Here is a 22,055-nt window from a genome sequence, read left to right on the forward strand (position 1 = left end):
AGATGCAAAATGGAGCGGAAAAGGATTACTATGGAAAAACAGCGGGCAATTTTGGAAAGCGTTATAAAAGAAGAAATTGATTTTATTTCATATGTGGATCTGGCAGATGGAATGGTACATACGATTGTTACCAATGAGGAAGCGGATGTTATGCCGCCTTTAGATGGAAATTACCAGAAAGTCAATGATGTGGCAATTCCGGAGTATGTACATCCGGATGACAGAGAAATGTGTGAGAGGGAGTTCAGACTGGAACGACTGAAGGAAAATTTACAGAAAAAAGAGCGTTTAGTCATTAACTACCGTTTGCTGTGCGGTGAGGAATACCGTCGGAAATCAATGAGTATTTACTATTATGATAAGACCAGAACAACATTGGTTTTTGTGCGCAGGGATATTACAGACAGTTACGAGGAAGAACAGAAGCACCAGAGAGAAATTTATGATGCGATGATGGAGGCAAAGCGTGCAGACCGTTCTAAGAGTGAGTTCTTAGAGCGCATGAGTCACGAGATCCGTACACCGCTTAATTCGATCATTGGTCTTTCCTATCTGAGCAGGGCAAATCTTAGTGATGAGAAGAAAGTTCTTGAAAACTTTGACAAGATTGAGATGTCGGCGCAGTTTTTACGCTCCTGCATGGATGATATTTTAAACCTTTCGCTTTTAGAGAGCGGTCGTGTTGCATTCAATGAAGAAAGTACAGATCTTGAAGAATTTCTTACGCATATAGAGGAAAAATTTTCCAGTAAGGCAAAGGAGAAGAGAATTTCTTTTTCCATGCAGAGACGGGGTTCATTTGCGGATAAATATCTGTTTGACCGTGAAAAGTTAAATGAGGCATTGTCATCGATTTTAGAGAATGCCGTAAAATATACACCACCGGAAGGAAGAGTTATTTTTATCATAGAGCTTTTTAACCGGGAAGAACAGGAAACGATCTTCCGTTTTGAGATCAGGGACAATGGAATTGGAATGGAGCAGAGTTTTCTGCCACACATTTTTGATGCATTTGCGCAGGAAGATAACAGAAATACAACATTAGGCGGTGGAACCGGATTAGGACTTACTATTTCCAAGAATATTATTGATTTTATGGGTGGTAAGATCGATGTGTACAGTGAGAAAGGAAATGGCACTGCGTTTGTTGTAACAGTTCCTTTAAAGACTGCAAAGGAGGACAGGCGCAGAACAGAGCGGACAATATATCAGGAGTATGATTTTTCCGGAAAAAGAGCGTTGCTTGTCGAGGACAATGAGATCAACATTGAGATCACGAGAAATATTCTGATACATAAGAATTTTATGGTGGATATCGCTGAGAATGGAAAAGAAGGTGTGGAACTGTTTTTAAAGAATGAACCGGGATATTATGACGTGATACTGATGGATATCCGGATGCCGGTCATGGATGGACTTGCTGCCACACGCTGTATCCGTGAATCAGATCATCCGGACAGCAGAACAGTACCGATCGTTGCGATGACAGCGAATGTTTTTGAGGAGGATGTAAAGAAATCTTTTGATGCAGGAATGAATGCGCACTTAAGCAAACCGGTGGATATTAAGCAGATGTATGCTGTTTTAGACGAACTGGTAAACGGTGACGGATTACTTTAAATGAGATGTATAATCTGACAGGTTCTGACCACACTATGATTTAGGCGAGTCAATGTGAAAGACGATATGCCAGCGATAGACCGCATGTTTAAAGACCGGATCTATTGCCATGAATGAAAATATGGAGGTGGAACATGAGCCAGTTATCAGAAAAAGAATTATCCGTTTTGAATGATCTGCTGACCGAGGAGGATCTTTTGATCAAAAAATTCCAGATGCTTGCAGAACACACAAAGGATCAGGAAATCAGTGCCAAATTTACGGAGATTTCCCAGAAACATCAGGGACATTTTAATTCCCTGTATGCACAGTTGAGCTAAGGAATGAGAGAGGGAGGAAGATCATGACAGAGCAGATTTATACGGACAAAGAAATCTTAGCCGATGCACTTACGGCTGAGAAGGCAGCAACGAATAACTATAATGCATTTGCAAATGAATGTGTGCATGACAGTGTGAGAGATGCAATTCTTCACTGCTTAGAGCAGGAACACTGCATTCAGGAAGATGTATTTAATATGATGCATCAGAGAGGTCTTTATCCGACTCCGGATGCAGATGCAAACAAAGTTGAAAATGCAAAACAGAAGTTTTCACAGTGTGTGAAAACTGTGTAGGACAAAATCAAAGTATATTATTTTTTTAGAAGAAAAAGCGTAGATCCGGCGGAGATCTGCGCTTTTCCTTTTTGTGCCAGCCACTTTTTCTTGACAAAGTAATATGTATTAGGTTAGACTAACGAAGCAAAGTTAGTCTAATCTAATAGCAAAACACAGAAATAAGGATGGAACAGAGAGGAAAAAAATAGATAAGCGGATATGAAAACGGAAACAAAAGAAATACAGGAAAAACGAAAAAGGGAGATAGAAACAGTGTCTTCCATGATAGAAATCTATTGTCATGGCAGTCATGGGACGAAAAGGGGAACGCTGTGTGAGCAGTGTGAAAAATTAAAAGAATATACGACGGCACGCACCATGCATTGTCCGTTCATGGAAACAAAGACATTCTGCAGTGCATGTAAGGTGCATTGTTATTCGAAGGAAATGCAGGAGGAAATACGAAAAGTGATGCGTTACTCGGGACCTAGAATGTTATTTGTGCATCCTGTACTTGCAATCAGTCACGTGAAGGTGACCATGCAGAATAAGAGGAAACAGGCAGATTAGTGCTTACGCACAAACTTGAGATGCAAATGAAAACGTTGTTTTCATTGAAAGACAGCGCAAGAATGGAGATTAATATGTTTCATAAGAGACTAATGAAGGAATTTAAAGAGAATCAGAAGTATGTGGCAGGGATGGTCGCCACGCAGTGGGGCTCGCTGCTCTGTAATGTGGCGCTGATGTATGCCATTGGTGTTTTTCTGGAAAAACTGCTTCTATATAACAGAACTGTTGGAGAGGGAGATATCGCAAAGTTATTTATTGTTTTTGCGGCGGTTTATATCGGGCGTGCAGTATTTACAAGCATTGGAAGCCATTTATCCTTTGCCGCCTCAACGCAGGTGAAAAGAAAACTGCGCGAGCTTGTCTATGAAAAATTAATGAAACTTGGCAGTTCCTATCATGCTCATTTTGCCACATCCGAGATTGTCCAGATCAGTACTGAGGGCGTGGAGCAGTTGGAGATTTATTTTGGAAAGTATGTCCCGCAGTTCTTTTACAGCCTGCTCGCACCGCTGACATTGTTTTTGATCGTTGGAAGCATGAGCCTTAAAATAGCGGTTGTGCTGCTTTTATGCGTCCCGCTGATTCCGGTATCCATCGTTGCCGTGCAGAAATTCGCAAAAAAACTTCTGGCAAAGTACTGGGGCAGTTACACAGAGCTTGGAGATTCTTTTCTGGAAAATTTACAGGGACTGACTACCTTAAAAATTTATCAGGCAGATGAGCGCTATGCAAAAAAGATGGATGAGGAGGCAGAACAGTTCCGCAGAGTGACGATGCGGGTGCTGATCATGCAGCTTAACTCGATCAGTATCATGGATCTGGTTGCATATGGAGGAGCGGGGATCGGTATTATTTTAAGTGTATTAGAACTTCGGGCTTCCCATATCACGCTGGCGGAATGTATTTTTATCATACTGATCTCAGCGGAATTTTTCCTGCCGCTTCGCCTGTTAGGCTCTTTTTTCCATATCGCGATGAATGGAAATGCTGCCGCAGACAAGATCTTTAAATTACTGGATGAGCCGTTGCCGCAGTGTGGAAAGAATACAAAGATCGGGGGCGATGACATCGTATTTTCTGATGTATCGTTTGCTTATGAACCGGAAAAACCTGTTTTAAAAGGGATATCTTTTACGGCAGAAGAGGGGGCATTTACAGCTTTAGTCGGAGTGTCTGGATGCGGAAAAAGTACAGCGGCGTCTTTAATGATGGGAGAAGGGAAGGAGCAGGATGCATTTTCCGGCACGATCACGGTCGGCGGTGTCAATATCCATGAAATCGCACCGGATGCATTGTACAGAAAAATTACACGAGTGCGTCATGACAGTTATCTGTTTGCAGGAACCGTGCGTGAAAATCTCTGTATGGGGCGTGCAGATGCAGCCACAGAGGAGATGGAAGCAGCGTTAAAAGCGGTTGACCTCTATGATACGGTTTCGGAAAAAGGTGGTTTATCCATGGAGATCACAGAGAAGGCATCGAATCTGTCCGGTGGACAAAAACAGCGTCTTGCGCTTGCTAAGGCATTGCTGCATGACAGTGATATCTACATATTTGACGAGGCAACTTCAAATGTGGATGTGGAGAGTGAAAATAAGATCATGGAGGTTATCCGTGAGCTTGCACAGAAGAAAACAGTAATACTGATCTCACACCGTCTTGCGAATGTGACCGATGCAGACCAGATTCTTGTCATGAAAGATGGTGTGATCGAGGAATCGGGAGTCCATGCAAAACTGATGGAGAAGAATGACTATTACAGCAGCCTTTATAAGGCACAGCAGGAATTGGAAAAATATGCAAAGGAGGCAGTCTGATGCAGGGAAAAGAGAATAAAGGGGCACGCAGTGGTGTAAAAGTCATGGCAGGACTGATCGGTATGATAAGACCGATGCTACCGTTTATGTTTGTTGCGATTTTAATGGGATGTGCCGGAAATCTGATGGCGACATTCATCACGATCTTAGGTGGTTTTGGTGTCCGTCAGGTTTTAGGATTGTATCAGGGAATGACACTTTCACATATTTTTATTCTGATCGTGGTGTTTGCAGTATTAAGGGGCATCCTGCGCTATGCAGAGCAGGCAAGCAACCATTATATTGCATTCAAACTTTTAGCACAGATCCGTCATAAGGTATTTGCCGCATTGCGAAAACTCTGCCCGGCAAAATTAGATGGCAGTGAAAAAGGAAATCTGATTTCCATTATCACAAGTGATATTGAACTTCTCGAAGTGTTTTATGCACATACGATCTCTCCAATTGCGATCGCCATACTTACATCGGGCTTTATGGTATGGTTTATTGGGAGGTTACATCCGGCAGCGGGGGCTTTAGCAGCAGTATTTTACCTGATCGTCGGGGCGGTAATCCCTGTTATCAATGGAAAACATGGTGCAGAAAACGGACGCATTTACCGCGAAAGTTTTGGAAAATTAAACACCGTTGTTTTGGATAATCTGTATGGAATGGATGAAATTTTACAGTACGGACAGCAGGAAAAACGTCTGCATGAAATGAATGAACAGACAGAAAAGTTAGAGCAGAAAAATAAAAAGCTGAAAATGGCAGAGAATACACAGCGCATTGCAACAGATGGTGTGATCCTGATCGCAGGAGTCCTTATGGCAGCTTTATGCGGACATCTTACTGTACAGGGAGCTGTGAGCATAGATGAAGCAATGGTCGCTGTGATCGCGATGATCAGTTCCTTTGGCCCGACAGCCGCTTTATCTGCACTTTCTAATAATTTACAGCACACACTGGCAAGCGGAAACCGTGTACTTGATATTTTAGAGGAGCAGCCGCTTGTGGAAGATGTAATAGATGGAAATAACGAGTGTGGCGGCGATATTTCCTGCGAGCATGTATCTTTTGCCTATGAGTCAGCAGCAGAAGAACGTACACCTGGCAAAGTCTTAGAAAACTTTGATCATGTATTTACAGAACATAAGATCCATGGAATTTTAGGAAAGAGCGGATGTGGTAAATCAACGCTTTTAAAACTTCTGATGCGTTTTTATGAGACATCTGAAGGAGATATCCGGTACGGAAAAACAAATGTGGATGAAATTTCAACCACGGCATTGCGTGACAATATTTCCTATGTCACACAGGAGACATTTCTGTTTGCGGATACGATTGAAAATAATATCAAAGTTGCGAAAGAGGATGCGACCAGGGAAGAAGTGATTGCGGCTGCGAAAAAGGCGGCACTTCATGAGTTTATTATGTCACTGCCGGATGGATATGACACGAAATTAGCGGAGTCAGGAGAGTCTGTCTCTGGTGGGGAACGTCAGCGTATCGGGATTGCACGTGCATTTCTGCATGATGCAGATATGATATTTTTAGATGAGCCGACCAGTAACATTGACAGTCTGAATGAAGGAATCATTTTAAGAAGTCTTGATCAGGAAAAAGCAAATAAGACAATTCTTTTAGTATCTCATCGAAAATCAACAATGGCGATCGCAGATGATATAGTCGCAATGTAGGAGAAAGTATCATTTCATGAATTACTGTGGAATGATACTTCTTTTATTCATGATAATAAAATGTTCACGGATCATGTATTTTATTATTTTATGTAATATTGCATGATTATGCATAAAATGTTTGAAAAATTGCAGAAGAAACGCTACACTATAAAAAGTATGGAAATACAGAAATATGGAAAGTTCTGATTGAATGTTGACAGACAAAAGATCAGTAACGTTTGTTTGGAGGACACATATGAAAAGAAAACAGATAGGGATGCTTATTTTTCTTGCAGTGATTGTGGTATTACTGTTTGTAACGGCAAATACACCCGGAGTGGTCACTGATCCGGAAAATTATCAGTGCAGCGTATATGCGACAGTATTTGCATTACTGCCACCGGTCATTGCAATCGGTCTGGCACTCATTACAAAGGAGGTATATACATCACTTTTAGCAGGAATCATCACAGGAGGGCTGTTATATTCCAATTTTAATCTGGAACTGATGATAGGTACGATCTTTTTTCAGGAAGACGGAGGCATGGTGTATAAACTCGCGGATGCATGGAATGTCGGTATTCTTGTGTTTTTAGTCATGCTTGGAATACTTGTTTCGATGCTGAATAAAGCGGGCGGTTCCGCGGCATTTGGAAAATGGGCGTCAAAGCATATCAAAACCAGGATCGGCGCACAGATTTCTGTCATGGTCCTTGGTATACTGATTTTTGTGGATGATTATTTTAACTGTCTTACCGTGGGAAGCGTGATGCGTCCGGTCACAGACCGGCATAAAGTATCGCGTGCCAAATTATCCTATATCATTGATGCAACGGCAGCACCGGTGTGTATCATTGCACCGATCAGTTCCTGGGCGGCAGCGGTGACATCTTCTGTGCCTGAGGATGCGGGAATCAATGGATTTGCCGTATTTTTGCAGACAATCCCATATAACCTGTATGCAATCCTGACGTTGGTTATGGTATTGCTCGTGACAGTACTCCGGGTTGATTTTGGACCGATGAAAAAACACGAGATGAATGCGATCGCAGGTGATCTGTTTACAACACCGGGAAGACCATATGAGGGGAATGAGGAAGAGGCGGTCAATGATAAGGCACATGTGCTGGATCTGATACTCCCGGTCGCAGTACTGATCGCAAGCTGTATTGTTGCGATGGTTTATACCGGAGGATTTTTTGACGGAGCTTCTTTTGTTGATGCATTCGCGGCTTCGGATGCTTCTGTGGGACTGGTACTTGGCGGTGCTGTTACGCTTGTATTTACATTTATCTATTATATGATGCGCGATGTATTATCCTTTGAGGAATTTGCAAAATGTATCCCGGAGGGATTCCAGTCAATGATCGCACCGATCCTGATCCTTACGATGGCGTGGACATTGTCGGGTATGACAAACCTGCTTGGTGCGAAATATTTTGTTGCAGATCTTGTGGCAAATTCCGCATCCGCAATGCAGGGATTCCTTCCAATGATCATTTTCCTGGTTGCCGCATTTTTAGCGTTTGCAACCGGAACATCCTGGGGAACATTCAGTATCCTGATCCCAATCGTGATCGGGGTATTCCCGGAAGGACAGATGATGGTCATTTCCATCGCATCCTGTCTGGCAGGTGCGGTCTGTGGAGATCACTGTTCTCCGATTTCCGATACCACGATCATGGCATCTGCCGGAGGACACTGTGAGCATGTCAATCATGTGGTAACACAGCTTCCATATGTGTTGGTTGTTGGCAGTGTATGTATGGTCGGATATCTTCTGATCGGTATTTTAAAAGCAGCTGGACTGGATGCGGTTGTCTGGCTGACACTTCCGGTCTGCATTGTGATTCTTTGTGCGGTTCTTTGTGTGATAAGAGCAAAAACCGGTGGCAAAGAGGAAATTTAAGAATAAGAAAGAAAAGCCTGCTTAAGGTGGCAAAGCTGACAATCAAATAGTAAAGTAAGCAATCAGACGGCAAAGAAAACAGTAAAAAAAATAATAATACTAAAATAAAGAGAGGATGTCAGAGAAATGGTAAAACATGTTATTTTATGGAAACTGAAAGAGGAATTTTCGGACGAGGAGAAAAAACAGATCAAAGCAGGAATCAAGGAGGGGTTAGAAGGACTTGCCGGTCAGATTCCGGGGATGACAGAGATCAAAGTGCGCATTGACTGTCTGCCGAGTTCCACTGTGGATGTGATGTTAGATACCACATTTGAGAGCGCAGAAGCACTGAAAGCATACAGCGTGCATCCGAAACATGTGGCAGTGGCAGATAGTAAAGTAAGACCATATACAGCAGTGAGATCCTGCATGGATTATGAGATTTAAGAGGGAGTTACACAAAAACAGATAGTTTTAAAGCCCTCCGGGCAGGATCGCACTGCGGTGGAGTGTGCCCGTTTGGAATCAATGATGGTGTGGAGGTTTATCTCGATGAAAGCCTGAAAAAATTTACGACAGTATATCCGGCAGCGGGAAATGACCATAGTGCCGTAAAATTAACAATCCCGGAGCTTGAGCAGGCTGCCGGTGCAAAAGGCTGGGTTGATGTCTGTAAGGAAGAAAATGTTTAGACAGACCAAAGCATGAAAGGAACGATATTTTGGGATGAAAATTGGAGTGATTGCAGATGTCCACAGTAACCAGATTGCATTTCGGGCATGTGTGGACTACATGATAAAGGCGGGGTGTGAGGAATTTCTGCTTCTGGGAGATTTTGTTTCGGATACTGCCGGTGCAAAAAAGACGATGGAGATTCTCTATGAACTGATGGAGCAGTTTCCCTGTCATGTTCTGCGGGGAAACCGGGAAGAATATATGACAGAACAGCGTAAAGTCAGGGAACAGGAAGAAAAAGAAAAATACTGGATCGCAAATTCTGCCAGTGGTAATCTTTTATATACTTATGAACAGCTTACCCCAAAAGATCTGGACTTTTTTGAAAATCTTCCTATTACGTTCCGTTATGAAAAGGAAGGGTATCCTGCGATCATCTGCTGTCATGGTTCCCCTGTCAATACAAGGGAATTACTTCAGCTTGACAGTGAGCGGACAAAAGAAGTTTTAGATGAAATCAATACAGATTATCTGCTTGCAGCACATACGCATTATCCGGGAATGATGAGATATCATGGGAAAACCTATATGAATACCGGTTCCTGTGGAATTGCGATCGGTGATCCGGGATATGCACATGCTGTGATCTTAGAGTCATGGGAAAATGAATGGAAACCGGAATTTTTGCGTATTCCATATGATATCAACCAGGTGATACAGGATATTTTTGAATCAGGACTTTATGATATGGCACCGTGGTTTTTGAATAATAATCTCCATATTTTCCTGACAGGAACGGATCTGACACCGGAACTGGTAAATCTGGCTACAAAATTGCAGAAAGAAAATGAGGCAGAAGAAAAGGTCTGGCCGCATATCGAAGAAAAATATTTTGCGAAGGCGGCAGATGCCTTGAAAATTCCGGATTATACATTTTTGCGATATATCCGCCCGGCTGTAATAGAAGATACGGAAAAGCTGTTAGAATTATATCATTCGATGATCGGCGGAGCGGCAGGCTGGAATGAATATTATCCGGGAATTGATACGATAGAATCAGATCTTTCGAGGAATGCACTTTTTGTGATGGAAAATGAAAAGGGGAAACTGATAGCTTCCATTTCCATAGATGCAGACGAAGCCGTAGACAGTTTAAAATGCTGGGATGAGGCGCTGCTTCCGGGAGCGGAACTGGCGAGACTCTGTATCAGAAAAGAATACCAGAATAAAAAAATGGCGAGAATGATGATGGCATATGCCATGAATGTCCTGCGGAAACAGGGAAAGAAATCTGTTCACATACTGGTACGAAAAGGGCATGAGGTGGCAATGCGTTCTTATGCGCATCTTGGATATGAGAAAGTGGGAGAGTGCAGTCTCTATGATATGCAGTTTATCTGCATGGAGAGGGCATTGTAGAAAAAAGGGCAGGCGAAATTGCCTGCCCATATAAAAATTTTAGTCTGCACCTAATTCTCTGTCTTTTGCCATAAAGAACAATGCAATGGTATCAGGTCCTACATGGCTTCCGGTACAGAAATCATAAGAAGTATTGATAAAATCGCGGACGGCAACTTTTTCCTGAATTTTATTCATGACATAGAGGGAGTCTTCGTAAGCGTCGGCATGTGCGATACCGATGATCTGTTTTTCCGGTTCTGTGATATTGTCACAGACGAGAGAGACGAGCTCGTTTAATGCAGCCTTTCTTCCACGGCATTTTTTATACTGGACAATAAAACCGTCCTTGTTTCCACGTAGGATCGGTTTGATATTTAAAAGATTACCGACAAGGGCGGTTGCTCCGCTTAAACGTCCGGTTTTTGAAAGATATTTTAAGTCTCCGACGGTAAATACACCGTTCATCTTTGCAGGGTACGTTTCTAAGATATCTGCTACTTCATCAATCTCCATACCTTTATCACGCATTTCACTTGCGTAGATCGCTAAAATTCCCTGTGCTAAAGAAGCATTGAGTGAATCGATCAGACGGATTTTTCTGCCGTTTACCGGATCACGCATCAGATCCTCCGCGGCAAGTCTTGCGGAGTTGAAATTTCCGCTGATATTTTTGCTAAGCGAGAAATACAGCACATCTTCGTTATTTTCCATGGCACTGCGGAATGCATCTTCAAATATGGCAGTGCTGATCAGACCGGTCTTTACATCTGCACCTTGGCGTACGGCATCGTAATATTCATGACCTTTCTGACGTTCCTCTTCCGGGGATAATTCCGGATCAAAACAGGTGACTTCTTTTCCATTTACAAAGTTGATAAAAGAAAGAACTTTGATCTTATATTTTTTTACAAGTTCTGCGGGAATATTTGCCGCAGAGTCAACGATAATCTGAAACATGATGATCTCCAATCCTATTAAATAGTTATAGTGTACAGTGTAAGCGGTTTTGAAAACTATGTCAAGTGGTTTTGGGACGTTTTCCTCTTTATTTTATAAAAGAGAATAATAGTATCATTGACGCTGACCATGTGGTATACTGCATTTAAGTAAATCGGTGTTTTGGAGGAAAATTCTTTTATGAAAGTGAAGTGCGTTTGGGAACATAATGGCGATGACAGTATTCTGTATGCGTCCAATTTCATTGGTGCATTTACAAGAGGTAAATCTAAGGAGATTTATTTGGAATGACAGGATTCATGCAAAAGCTATGTATCGGATGGCAGTAAAGACATTTGGAAATGATGTTGTTCCAAACGTATTTTCATTTGATTTATAATTTCAAGTTGTGGGAGGTGGCAATATGTGGTTCTGGTGGTTTATTTTGATATGCGATTGTATTATTCCAGTGATTATGATAATTGCAGGCAGAATGATGTGGAAACATTGCCCAAAACAAATCAATGGAGTAGTGGGATACAGAACTAAGATGTCAATGATAAATATGGATACCTGGAAATTTGCGCATGACCATGCAGGAAAACTTTGGTGGAAAGTTGGAGTCGGGCTGCTTGGTCCTACATTGCTTATACATATTCCTTTTTATGGAGCAAGTGACGATACAATGGGAATTTTGAGTATTATTATCATTGTAATACAACTGGTGTTTTTGATTGGGTCTATTTTCCCAACGGAAAAGGCATTAAAAAACAATTTCAACGAGGATGGAACAAAGCGATAGATTCCAATTGACAGAGTTCTTTGAACGAAGAAGGTGATACATATGGTATATGAGTTATATAACCTGGCAAAAGTGAGCAATCTTTTTGAGGGATGGCAGGAAACTTTTGGAAGGTAAACCAGAAGGATTTGCTATCATGGTACCGCAGAGCGAGATATGGTCAATGCTGATCGAAGAATGTTTCCCTGATGCAAGACGTGTTACAAGATATTGTTTCAGCTTTTGAGAACAAGGATAACTTTTTGAAGCTGGGAAGAGGAATGGTAATACAAAAAGACGGAAAAATCGTTGCAGGTGCATCCTCTTATGCCAGATATCATATTTCTTCACTCATTGTGTGTACCTCCATGTAATAAATTAACACAACAGTTGTATGCTTAATACTTTTAAAGTATACTATGGCATGAAACTGAAAACAATCATCAAAATAACAACGAGTGTTGGGATAATAAAAATATGAATACACCGAATAATAAAAGAAGAAAACAGTCACAGGAAAAAATCAGGAAAGTATTTGTAGAAATGCTTCAAACAAGGGAACTTCCATTTGATGAATTAAAATAGATGGCAATTGATGGAGTAACAAGTTGTATGAAAATTCGAGAAGTTAACAAAAATAAAAAGCAGTTTATATCATTATTGTTATTAGCTGATGAACAGGAGAGCATGGTTGATCGCTATCTTGAAAAAGGAACTATGTATGTATTTGAAGACAATGATGTAAAAGCTGAATGTGTTGTCACCGATGAAGGTAACGGAATACTTGAAATCAAGAATATCGCAGTCGATCCGGAAAATCAGGGAAAGGGCTATGGCAAAGCACTAATTGATTTTCTTGCCAGTAAATATGCAGATGAATATTCTGTTTTGCAAGTTGGAACAGGTGACAGTCCATTGACGATACCATTTTATGAAAAATGTGGATTTGCCCGTTCTCACAAGATTCCCAATTTCTTTACTGACAATTATGACCACCCAATTTATGAGAGCGGTGTACAGTTAATAGATATGGTATATTTGCAAAGATATATATAACTTCCAATTGTAGAATTAGGGGAGAGTACATATGCATTTTGTAGAAGCAAAGGGAATTCTTTCAAGTAATAATGGAATGAATATATACAGAGGCTGTACGCATGGCTGCATTTATTGCGACAGCAGGAGTAACTGCTATGGATTTACACATGAATTTGAGGATATAGAGGTAAAAGCAAATGCTCCACAGCTTCTTGAAAAGGCATTAAAATCCAAACGCAAAAAATGTATGATAGGAACCGGTGCTATGTGCGATCCTTATCTTCAAGCAGAAGAAAAATTAAAACTGACCAGAAGATGTTTGGAGCTGATTGACAAATATGAATATGGTGTTGCAATTCAGACAAAATCTACCAGAATATTGCGGGATATGGATATTTTAAAATCAATCAACGCGAAAGCAAAAGCTGTTGTACAGATGACAATGACTACTTATGACGAAACACTCTGCAAGATTTTAGAGCCGAATGTTTCTACAACCCATGAGAGATTTGAAGCACTTATGCAATTTAAAAAGGCAGGGATTCCAACTGTCGTGTGGCTGACACCTATATTACCTTTTATAAATGATACAAAGGAAAACATCAATGGTATTCTTGATTACTGTATGGAAGCTGGCGTAAAAGGAATCATATGCTTCAACATGGGAGTTACATTAAGGGATGGAGACAGGGAATATTTTTATCAGGCATTGGACAGATATTTTCCAGGACTTAAGAAAAAATACATTTATACATATGGAAATGCATATGACCTGGCAAGCCCTGATAACGAGAAACTTATGGATATGTTCAGAAAAAGATGTGCCGAAAATGGAATTATCTATGATCCAAATGAGTGCTTTTGGTATCTTCATGAGTTACCGGATAAATATGTTCAGATGTCTTTGAATTTGACATAATAACAGCCAGAGGTGGGAGTCATCTCCCAGCTGATATATATAGTTAATAAAGAGAGGTGCATATGCTATGCCAGGTATACTCGTGGTTGAAGATGATGAAAATTTAAATCGTGGAATTACATTCTCACTGAAAAAATCCGGATATGAGGTTTTTTCAGCAGAATCAGTGAAAAAAGCGAAAAGAATTGCAAGTGATAATAATGTGGATGTTACCATTTGTGATGTGAATCTTCCGGATGGGAATGGACTGGAATTTGTAAGGTGGATGAGATGCAATTATAATACATACATTATTTGTCTTACAGCACTAGATCAGGAGATGGATCAGGTCATGGGATATGAAGCAGGGGCAGATGATTATATTACAAAGCCGTTTAGTCTTTCGGTACTTCTTTTGAAAATAGAAGCACATTTCCGCCGCAGACAGGAGAAAACGGAAGCCGGAAAGATGATTTCGGGAGATATCGTATTTATCGCAGGAGAAATGAAAGTCCTGATAAAGAGTCGTGAAATCAGTCTGACAAAAACGGAGTTGAAAATGCTGACTTTTTTTCTTCAGAATCCGAAACAGATTCTTTCAAAAACACAAATATTGGAAAATGTGTTTGATCTGGAAGGGGATTTTGTGGATGAAAATACAATCGCTGTCAATATCAGAAGACTCCGTGAGAAAATCGAAGACAATCCGGCTGCACCGGTCTATATAAAGAATATCAGAGGTCTTGGGTATATATGGAATCAGGAGGTAAGGCAGTGACAAAGAGATATCGCAAGAAGATTACAGTAGTGCTCTCCTTGGTATTACCTGGCATATTATTGTTTGCAATATTAAATTGCTTTACCACGTATGTGTTTTATGAAGATTATAAATATAAAATGAATCTTATGACAGAAATTGCAGCAAAGGAAAAATTTTCCGGGCTGGATGCTGTTTCGGAATTGCTTAAGGATAAGGATATTGAAACCAACGAACAGGGAAGGCGATTATTGGAGCAATATGGATACTGGGGAAATAAAGGGAATGTGTTTTATTCGCAATTCCGGCATCAGGTTATGGTGACCGGTGCTGTAAGCACTGTGATATGCGTGCTTCTTTTGATTATTTTATTTTATTGGAAGAAGACAGAAGATGCGTGTCATCAGAAAATTTTAGACCAGTTAGAAGAAATTCTGATCAGATTCCGTGAAAATAAATTTGATGATTTACTGAAAACGGAAAATCACGTTGAACTGGAAAAATTGAATGACCAGCTTGAAGCAATCGGACATCATATTCAGTTGCTAAAGGAAGAAGCACGGGAAGAAAAAGAGAGCACGAAAGAAATGGTTTCTGATATCTCTCACCAGTTAAAGACACCGGTTGCAGCTTTGGATACATGTTTTAGTGTGTTGATGCAGAATGACTTAAGTGCCACAGAACAGGAGGAGTTTCGTATTCGTTGTCGGAGTGCTCTGGATGGACTGGAGACATTATTGCAGTCGCTTCTTGAAATATCCAAGATGGAAACCGGACTGATTCAGATTAATAAGAAAAAACTTCCGCTTATGGATACTGTCATATCTGCTGTGAACCGTACTTATCCAAAAGCGGATGGGAAAGAAATTGAATTCGTTTTTGACTATGCAAAAGAGCTGGAAACATGCATGGTTGTGCAGGATAAAAGGTGGCTTGGTGAAGCTTTTATCAACGTTCTGGATAATGCGGTCAAGTACAGTCCGGGTGGTTCAAAAATATTTATCCGGTTACAAAAAAGAAACGATCTTGTAAGAATGGAAATTGAGGATCAGGGAATCGGTATTCCGCAGAATGAGTATCACAAAATTTTTCAACGATTTTACAGAGGAGGTTCCAGGGAGGTCAGGGAAGAGAGTGGCACGGGAATCGGACTTTTTCTATCGAGAGAAATTATCGAAAAACACGGAGGTATGATCACGGTAATCTCCGGCAAAAAGAAAAAAGGAAGCACGTTTGTGATTCAATTACCATATGTTGGTTAAATTTTAATTGGGCAGAAATCTTACAATTCTGTAAGACTTCTGCTCGTTTTTTGAAAGTGAAATGAAAGATTGCCCTGATACAATTTGGATGTAGGATGAAAAGGAGGCAACACATGAGTGTGATATTAGAAACCAGGCAGCTTTGTAAGTTTTATGGTGCAGGTGAGAATCAGGTCAAAGCGGTAAATCAGGTGGACATTCAGATTGAGCAGGGAGAATTTGTCACAATTGTTGGAAAGTCAGGTTCCGGTAAAAGTACATTACTTCATATGCTTGGAGGGCTTGATACCCCGACAAAAGGCAGAGTTACTTTAGCGGGGAAAGATTTATACAGGATGAAGGAAGATGCCCTTGCTGTTTTCCGCAGAAGAAAAATCGGATTTGTTTTTCAGGCATTTAATCTGGTTTCATCTGTTAATGTCTGGGAAAATATTGTACTGCCACTGGGGCTGGATGGAAGAAAAGTGGATGAAGCGTATGTAAATGATATTATTGCAACTCTGGGGATTGAAAAGAGGATTTACAATCTGCCAAATCAGTTATCCGGAGGACAGCAGCAGAGAGTAGCAATTGCAAGAGCACTGGTGAATCGTCCGGAAATTATATTTGCGGATGAGCCGACAGGAAATCTTGATTCTAAGACCAGTGACGAGGTAATCGCTCTGCTTAAGATGACAGCAAAAAAATATGGACAGACAATTGTAATGATTACCCATGATGACGAAATTGCACAAGTCGCTGACCGTATTCTGGTGATTGAGGACGGACAGGTGGTGGATTTCAGATGAAGACAATAAGCAGGATTGCATATAGCAATGACAAAAAGAACAAGACAAGAAGTATACTGATTATGATGTCCATATGTCTGACTACGATGCTGCTTGTGATTATCAGTACTGTGGGAAATGGAATGATCCGTTTGCAGAAAAGTCAGGCGGCAAGCTCATATGGAAGCAATTATGGTCTGTTTGTCGCAGCAGATGCCTCGCAGTTAAAGGAAGTAAGCCGCCGTGCAGAAATAGATGCAATAGGAATTATGTGTACAGAAGGCATAATTAAAGGCAATGAAAAAGGCGGGTTTGTCTGCATGGATGAGACTGCAAGAAAAATGCTTTCCTATAATAAGGAATATGAGTTAAAGGAAGGAAAGTATCCGGGGGGAACGCAGGAAATTGCCGCAGGAAGAGTATTTTTTCGTGCAATGGGATATGATGATGTAAAGGTCGGAGATACGGTTACACTGGATTACCGCGCAGGGATGCGGTCAGAATATAAGCCGGAAGAATTTGTTGTCAGTGGAATCCTATATGACCGGGATGAGTATACCATCGAGGCATCTTATGTTGCTTTCGGGTCACAGGAGTTTTATGATGAGCACGTCGCAGAGAATGACAGACAGTATAATATTTATTTTACTTTAAATGATTCTGCAAATGTATCTATGAATAATATTGAACCGGTTATAAAGCAGATTGCAGCATCTTGTGGGATCGAAGAAAAAAACGTTATAGTCAATGATCTCTATTTGCAATGGGTCTTGCAGCCGAATTATGAAACGATTGCAGTATGCGGGGTTTTGATTCTTGCAATTGTACTTTTCTCTGTTGTGGTCATTTATAATATTTTTCAGGTCGGTATTGCCAACAAGATACAGGAGTATGGAAAAATCAAGGCTCTGGGAGCAACAAAAAAGCAGATGAAACAACTGATCTTCAGAGAGGGCATTTTTTTGACAATTTTTTCAATACCGGTTGGATTGCTTCTGGGCTTTCTGATTGCAAAATGCGGTTTTAACTGGCTGGTAGAACAGGGGAATCTTGTATCAACCGGAACTGACTCTATGGGAGTCCAAAATCAGCAGGTGTCACTGTTTTCCCTGCCTGTTATGCTTCTATGTATTTTCGTATCATTTCTTACCGTTGCTTTGGCACTGCGTAAACCAATGAAAATTGTTTCACGGATTTCACCTATCGAAGCAACACGGTATTTAGAAAATGCAGAAACACACAAAAAAGGAAAACGAAATGGCAGAAAAAATGTCACCGTGTTTTCTATGGCAATGGCAAATGTAATGGGTAACCCAAAAAGAACCATTGGTACCATCCTCACAATGGGGCTTTCCTGCACATTGTTTGTGATTATCTCTAATTATGTGGGAAATATTGACACGGAGCATGAAGCACGTCTTTCCGTTAATCATGGACAATTCGAACTGCAGCTTGACTATTCTGCTGAGTATGATGAAAGATATCCGGAGAATAATCTGGATACGATTCTGACGGACAATCCATTGAATGATTCGCTGATTGAAGAAATCAAAAGCATTCCGGGAGTGACAGATGTCATGACGAGAGAGATTGTCTCTGTAAATCTGAACGGAACGAGATTTCCGGGTGCTATTGTGAGTAAAAAGGATTTTGATTTTATGCGCCAGGACGGGGATATTGGCTCTATGGACTATGATCAGGCGGTAAAGAATGGTGAAATTTTCTTTGGTTGGTCGATGTGGATGGAACAAGATGGATATGCTCCGGGAGAATCCATTGCATTTGACTTTGAGAATGGAAGTGGAACCTATACCTATCAGGGAAAGATTGCAGGCTCCTTTGTAAGTGCGGACACTTATCTTGTCATTCCGGAAGGTGTATACCGTTCCATGAATCCGAGGGGAACAGCCTGTGGATATCTGTGGGTGGACTGTGATAAAAAAGATATGGCATCTGTGGAACAGAGTCTGAATACTTTGATTTCTAATACTTCGCATATAAAAATGGATACCTATCATGCACAGTTACAATATGCAGAATTAGCAGCCCGCATGATGAAGCTCGGCTGTTATCTGTTTATAGCGGTTGTAGGACTCATCGGTTTTATGAATATGGCAAACACCATGATCATGAATATTACGACAAAAAAGCAGGAATATGGTGTATTACAGGCTGTGGGTATGACAAATAAACAATTAAATTTATGTCTGCAGTTACAGGGACTGATTTTTACGGTTGGCACCATATGTGTAGCACTTGTCGTTGGTCTGCCACTTGGCTACGTGCTCTTTGCCTATGCAAAGCATAATGGGATATTTGGAATGAATGTCTATCATGTTCCAATTACACCAATTCTTGCTATGATTTTGCTGGTCAGCCTTTTGCAGATTGTGCTTTCCTGCGTTTTAAGCAGTAATCTGAAAAAGGAAACGCTGGTAGAAAGAATAAGGTATCAGGGATAGCAAGTATTGCTGGGATATCCTCAGTATCATAACAGGAATTAAAAGCACTTGGTTTCAAAAAGTTTTGTACTTTTGACAAAATGCAACCGATTTTTCATCAATTATAATAAATTTGATTAAGCAGCCTGTGTGTAATGAAGCATACAGGCTGCTTGCATTTTATAACTCTAATGAATCTTCTGTATCTACCCACATCTGTAAATTGCCCTCAAGATATAATCTCGCATATTCAAGTGGTTCATCGACTGCAAGTGAAGTCAATGCACAGTCTGATCCGGGTGTGGTTTTTAAATCCTTTTCGGCTTCCCAGCAGTCAATGCGAAGCATATAGCCAACATTTGTATAAATGTCAATGCTGTTTCGTTGTGGATTGTATTCTGCAAATATTGTTCTCATCGTATCCCATCTCCTTATCATTTAATCAATCATTAGTAGCAAAAATTAAGAAGCATTTCAATCAGTCCACCATGTCACTTTTATTTTATGTTATACTGTTTTATATAATTTTTTTGCCATTGTATTTGCCCTTATCAGAGTTCATAAACACTGATGGAACGATATAACACAAGGGAAAAAATAAGGGAAAGCTCACCTGCAACAAATCCAGTGTTTTCAAGGGTTTGCGGAGAATTTAATAACAAAATATAACAGTTAAATCTCTTAAAACAGGTGAAATCTCAATCGGAGGTTGAAGGTACACGATGATAATAAAAATTGTTACAATTTCACTGATGGCAGTGTTCTACATCTGCTATTTTGCAAAGCTGATTAGTCAGAAAAAGCAAGGCATAAAGACAGACCAATTAGGGAAAGGAAAAGAGGGTTTTGTCAAATTTATAGAAGTAGCTCTTAAAATAATCACATATTTGCTTCCTGTAATACAGATTATCAGTATTGTGTTTTATTCGGGAACAGCATATATTGTGTTGCAATTTACAGGAGTTGTAATAACAATGTTCGGTGTACTTGCTTTTATTGTTTCTGTTACACAGATGAAGGAAAATTGGAGAGCAGGTGTGCAAAAAGAAGAAAAGACCAATTTGGTAACAACAGGCATCTATTCTATTAGCAGAAATCCTGCATTTTTGGGTTTTGATTTAATGTATATAGGAATATTGTTTTCGTTCTTTAATTGGTTTCTTTGCTTTGCCACAGGTTTTGCAGTGGTATTTTTTCATTTACAGGTAGTCAATGTAGAGGAAGATTTTTTGATAGAAGCATTCGGAAATGAGTACCTGCAATACAAATCAAAAGTATGCCGATATTTAGGAAGAAAAAGATAACTTCCTGTGGAGATTGTAAAGTTACTTGATAAATAAAAATTCATCTTACAAATTGGTTATAAAAGATAAGTAGGAAGCCATGTAATATGCCAATGTTAACCTAATGACATTGTGCAATATGCTGGCTTCTTTTTTTAGATAGTACTGTAGATTGGTTTTTGTGGGTGCTTATTACCGAAAAATGAATATTTTTTTAAAAGTGGGAATAGAATAATGACAGAAGACACAGATTGTGTTAATATGTGTCTGAAAATCATATTACCGAAAAATGAAAAAAATTCTAAAAGCGGGAATAGGAGATGGCACCATGCAGCTTATAGTGAGAAAAAAGTATTTAGATGAACTGATTGAATTGTATGGAACACCAGATATAAAAGTTATCACGGGTATCAGACGAAGCGGCAAATCAGTATTGTTGCAAGAGTTCGTTACATACTTGCAGTCATTAGAGAAACCCATAAATATTGTAATGATAAATCTTCAGGAATTAGAGTTTGATTATTTGTTAGAATATCACGCATTGCATAAGTACATCTTGGATCAGCACAAAGAGGGCATGGCTAATGTTTTATTGATTGATGAGGTTCAGTTGTGTCCTCAGTTTGAGCTTGCAATCAATAGTATTTACGCAAAAGGAATCTATGATATTTACATTACCGGTTCAAATGCATTTTTGCTGAGTTCAGATTTAGCAACACTTTTTACTGGAAGAACGATGGAAATAAAGGTATATCCATTTTCTTTCGTGGAATATCTAACTTATTATAAAATTACAGATGGATATGATGATGCATTTGATCAGTATGTCCGAACTGGTGGCATGCCGGGGGCTTATGTATATAAGACTGAGGATAGACAGTATGACTATGTTAGAGATGTGTATTCAACTATTCTTATCAGAGACTTGGTGGAAAAGTATAAGATAAGAAATAAATCAGAGTTTACCAATATATCAGAATTTATGATGGATAATATCGGTAACTTACTTTCTCCAAATAATATCAGCAAAACCTTAAAGATTGATCAAAGTGAGATAAGCAGAAAGACGGTATCGAAGTATATTGGTTACTTGGAAAATGCTTTTCTGTTCTATGAAGCAAAACGGTATGATTTAAAGGGAAAAAAATACTTAGCGAACAATAGTAAGTATTATCTTTGCGATTCATCATTCCGTTATGCAGTCAATGGTACACGAAACATGGATTTTGGAAGAGTTTATGAGAATATTGTTTATCTGGAGTTACGCAGAAGAGGATATGAGGTATATGTTGGAAAACTCTATAAAAAAGAAGTGGATTTTGTGGCTAAGAAACGTGAGGCTCAAATATATATTCAGGTAAGCGATAATATTTCAGATGAAAAAACATTTGAAAGAGAATATTCGCCTTTGCTTGCAATAAGAGATGCATATCCTAAGATGATAATTGCAAGAACACATCACGAAACTTATGATTACAAAGGAGTGCGAGTGGTTGATATCTGTAGATGGTTACGAGAATAGTATTGTGAAGAAAATGTTGTTCCAACAGATGAGGAATTTTCACGGCCTGCGGAAGCTCATTATAGAAAAATCGACTTGAGTGATGGTATAATTGATAACTTTAAATTTGGCGGGATGAGGCAAAGAAATTAAAA

At 39.9% G+C, this 22,055-nt stretch carries 22 protein-coding genes and 1 pseudogene; 21 read left to right on the forward strand and 2 right to left on the reverse strand.

Going from position 1 to position 22,055, the window contains the following annotated elements; genetic code table 11:
• Positions 1-30 precede the first annotated feature (30 nt).
• From DXA60_RS14685 to DXA60_RS14730, 10 genes and pseudogenes are all read left to right on the forward strand, one after another.
• Complete coding sequence (locus tag DXA60_RS14685) at positions 31-1,620, forward strand: ATP-binding protein (protein WP_117922110.1); 1,590 nt, start codon at positions 31-33, stop codon at positions 1,618-1,620.
• 134 nt (positions 1,621-1,754) lie between these two features.
• The gene (locus tag DXA60_RS14690; protein ID WP_117922111.1) at positions 1,755-1,940 is read left to right on the forward strand and encodes a hypothetical protein; all 186 of its coding nucleotides are present in this window, start codon (positions 1,755-1,757) and stop codon (positions 1,938-1,940) included.
• A 23-nt stretch (positions 1,941-1,963) separates the two neighbouring features.
• Positions 1,964-2,236 carry a spore coat protein gene (locus DXA60_RS14695; RefSeq protein WP_006856858.1) on the forward strand — a complete coding sequence of 91 codons (273 nt, stop codon included), beginning with the start codon at positions 1,964-1,966 and terminating at the stop codon, positions 2,234-2,236.
• 201 nt (positions 2,237-2,437) lie between these two features.
• The gene (locus DXA60_RS14700) at positions 2,438-2,788 is read left to right on the forward strand and encodes a nitrous oxide-stimulated promoter family protein (protein WP_117922112.1); all 351 of its coding nucleotides are present in this window, start codon (positions 2,438-2,440) and stop codon (positions 2,786-2,788) included.
• A gap of 74 nt (positions 2,789-2,862) precedes the next feature.
• Entirely contained in the window at positions 2,863-4,608 is a 1,746-nt protein-coding gene (locus tag DXA60_RS14705; RefSeq protein WP_117922137.1) for an ABC transporter ATP-binding protein/permease, read from the forward strand.
• The gene (locus DXA60_RS14710; RefSeq protein ID WP_117922113.1) at positions 4,608-6,287 is read left to right on the forward strand and encodes an amino acid ABC transporter ATP-binding/permease protein; all 1,680 of its coding nucleotides are present in this window, start codon (positions 4,608-4,610) and stop codon (positions 6,285-6,287) included. Before DXA60_RS14705 ends, DXA60_RS14710 begins: the two co-directional genes overlap by 1 nt.
• A gap of 238 nt (positions 6,288-6,525) precedes the next feature.
• A complete protein-coding gene (locus DXA60_RS14715; RefSeq protein WP_117922114.1) occupies positions 6,526-8,178 on the forward strand; it encodes a Na+/H+ antiporter NhaC family protein in 1,653 nt (550 codons plus the stop codon).
• A 126-nt stretch (positions 8,179-8,304) separates the two neighbouring features.
• Positions 8,305-8,607, forward strand: a complete 303-nt coding sequence (locus DXA60_RS14720; RefSeq protein ID WP_117922115.1) for a Dabb family protein — start codon at positions 8,305-8,307, stop codon at positions 8,605-8,607.
• A 56-nt stretch (positions 8,608-8,663) separates the two neighbouring features.
• Positions 8,664-8,852: pseudogene (locus DXA60_RS14725) on the forward strand (YbaK/EbsC family protein); the annotation flags it as partial.
• Between the two features lie 34 nt (positions 8,853-8,886).
• Positions 8,887-10,254, forward strand: coding sequence for a metallophosphoesterase (locus DXA60_RS14730; protein WP_117922116.1), 1,368 nt, complete (start codon positions 8,887-8,889; stop codon positions 10,252-10,254).
• Between the two features lie 39 nt (positions 10,255-10,293).
• On the opposite strand, the gene DXA60_RS14735 is transcribed toward DXA60_RS14730, so the two are convergent.
• The gene (locus DXA60_RS14735; RefSeq protein ID WP_117922117.1) at positions 10,294-11,193 is read right to left on the reverse strand and encodes a DegV family protein; all 900 of its coding nucleotides are present in this window, start codon (positions 11,191-11,193) and stop codon (positions 10,294-10,296) included.
• 403 nt (positions 11,194-11,596) lie between these two features.
• Between DXA60_RS14735 and DXA60_RS14740 the strand changes: the two genes are divergently transcribed.
• The 9 genes from DXA60_RS14740 (at position 11,597) to DXA60_RS14780 (ending at position 19,137) form a co-directional block, all read left to right on the forward strand.
• Entirely contained in the window at positions 11,597-11,974 is a 378-nt protein-coding gene (locus DXA60_RS14740; protein WP_117922118.1) for an SdpI family protein, read from the forward strand.
• Positions 11,975-12,080: 106 nt separating this feature from the next.
• A complete protein-coding gene (locus DXA60_RS19310) occupies positions 12,081-12,200 on the forward strand; it encodes a GNAT family N-acetyltransferase (protein ID WP_243006909.1) in 120 nt (39 codons plus the stop codon).
• A gap of 16 nt (positions 12,201-12,216) precedes the next feature.
• Complete coding sequence (locus DXA60_RS14745; RefSeq protein ID WP_243006910.1) at positions 12,217-12,327, forward strand: GNAT family N-acetyltransferase; 111 nt, start codon at positions 12,217-12,219, stop codon at positions 12,325-12,327.
• A 238-nt stretch (positions 12,328-12,565) separates the two neighbouring features.
• Positions 12,566-13,009 carry a GNAT family N-acetyltransferase gene (locus tag DXA60_RS14755; protein ID WP_117922120.1) on the forward strand — a complete coding sequence of 148 codons (444 nt, stop codon included), beginning with the start codon at positions 12,566-12,568 and terminating at the stop codon, positions 13,007-13,009.
• 31 nt (positions 13,010-13,040) lie between these two features.
• Positions 13,041-13,910 (forward strand): SPL family radical SAM protein, encoded by an 870-nt coding sequence (locus DXA60_RS14760; protein WP_117922121.1) that lies wholly within the window; start codon positions 13,041-13,043, stop codon positions 13,908-13,910.
• Between the two features lie 67 nt (positions 13,911-13,977).
• Positions 13,978-14,667 carry a response regulator transcription factor gene (locus DXA60_RS14765; protein WP_008120506.1) on the forward strand — a complete coding sequence of 230 codons (690 nt, stop codon included), beginning with the start codon at positions 13,978-13,980 and terminating at the stop codon, positions 14,665-14,667.
• Complete coding sequence (locus tag DXA60_RS14770; protein WP_117922122.1) at positions 14,643-15,908, forward strand: sensor histidine kinase; 1,266 nt, start codon at positions 14,643-14,645, stop codon at positions 15,906-15,908. The genes DXA60_RS14765 and DXA60_RS14770 overlap by 25 nt, the downstream gene beginning before the upstream one ends.
• A 113-nt stretch (positions 15,909-16,021) precedes the next feature.
• Positions 16,022-16,696 (forward strand): ABC transporter ATP-binding protein, encoded by a 675-nt coding sequence (locus DXA60_RS14775; RefSeq protein ID WP_117922123.1) that lies wholly within the window; start codon positions 16,022-16,024, stop codon positions 16,694-16,696.
• Positions 16,693-19,137: an ABC transporter permease gene (locus DXA60_RS14780; RefSeq protein WP_117922124.1), complete on the forward strand. Its 2,445-nt coding sequence runs from the start codon at positions 16,693-16,695 to the stop codon at positions 19,135-19,137. The genes DXA60_RS14775 and DXA60_RS14780 overlap by 4 nt, the downstream gene beginning before the upstream one ends.
• Positions 19,138-19,296: 159 nt before the next feature.
• Here DXA60_RS14780 and DXA60_RS14785 read toward each other — a convergent pair whose 3' ends face one another.
• The gene (locus tag DXA60_RS14785) at positions 19,297-19,533 is read right to left on the reverse strand and encodes a DUF6061 family protein (protein WP_117824044.1); all 237 of its coding nucleotides are present in this window, start codon (positions 19,531-19,533) and stop codon (positions 19,297-19,299) included.
• 305 nt (positions 19,534-19,838) lie between these two features.
• Here DXA60_RS14785 and DXA60_RS14790 point away from each other — a divergent pair, with 305 nt between their 5' ends.
• Both DXA60_RS14790 and DXA60_RS14795 read left to right on the forward strand, forming a co-directional pair.
• Positions 19,839-20,420 (forward strand): methyltransferase family protein, encoded by a 582-nt coding sequence (locus tag DXA60_RS14790; protein WP_117922125.1) that lies wholly within the window; start codon positions 19,839-19,841, stop codon positions 20,418-20,420.
• A gap of 307 nt (positions 20,421-20,727) precedes the next feature.
• A complete protein-coding gene (locus DXA60_RS14795; protein ID WP_117922126.1) occupies positions 20,728-21,921 on the forward strand; it encodes an ATP-binding protein in 1,194 nt (397 codons plus the stop codon).
• Positions 21,922-22,055 lie beyond the last annotated feature (134 nt).

The organism is Roseburia sp. OF03-24, from assembly GCF_003463035.1.
GTDB lineage: Bacteria > Bacillota > Clostridia > Lachnospirales > Lachnospiraceae > Roseburia > Roseburia rectibacter.